The following is a 679-nucleotide window of genomic DNA, read 5'->3' as shown; positions in this document are numbered from 1 at the left end:
GCGCAACGTGCTGGGGCGGCTGCGGCCCGTGTAGGCCTCGTAGCGGAAGCGGTCGTTGAAGTTGGGGCGGAACACGCCCGGCACCCAGAAGCCGCCATCGGGGCCGACTTTCTCTTCAGAGTCGCAGCGGACGGTTAGATCCCCTTTGAGCAACTGGCGCCGCAGCCGCCGTGCCCAGCCATCGCCGCCTCGAGCCAGGTCGCCGGCAATCTCTGGAGCGCCGCTTTCGGCAGGGCGGATGCCCGGCTCTTTGCTGGGGTTGGCGATCTGGAGGAGCAGCAAGTTGCTCCTCAGGCCGTTGCGGGCGGCGTGGGCCGGCTCGCCGAAGATCCAGTTGAAGGCGGCCTGCAGGGCTTCGGCAGGGTTGGGCCACTTGGGCGGCTTGGGCACCCCTGCTTTCACCTCCAGCACCGGCGAAAGCCGCGGCTCTAGGGCAATGGTTACACCTTCATCGGCAGCCTGGGCCACGTCGTGGACGCTGATCGTCTCCGGCTCGGCTTGAACTTCGCCCACGGGGCGCAGCTCCACCGTGTTGGGCTTGGCCGCCATCCACTCGCCCAAGGGGCTCTTGCCGGGAGCATCGGGCGCAAAGGTTTCGATAGGAGGAGGTGTTGGCGTCGGCGTAGGTGTCCGCGTCGGCGTTGGGGTTGGCGTGGGTGTCCGCGTCGGCGTGGGTGTG

1 protein-coding gene is annotated in these 679 nt (G+C 68.3%); it reads right to left on the bottom strand.

Going from position 1 to position 679, the window contains the following annotated elements; all coding sequences use genetic code 11:
* A partial coding sequence (locus tag NW827_RS09255) for a hypothetical protein (protein ID WP_414503602.1) occupies positions 1 to 679 on the bottom strand: 679 nt, incomplete at both ends.

Origin of the sequence: Synechococcus sp. H70.1, assembly GCF_047502705.1 — a bacterium.
Lineage (GTDB): Bacteria > Cyanobacteriota > Cyanobacteriia > Thermostichales > Thermostichaceae > Thermostichus.
This window is presented reverse-complemented; position numbering and strand designations above follow the sequence as displayed.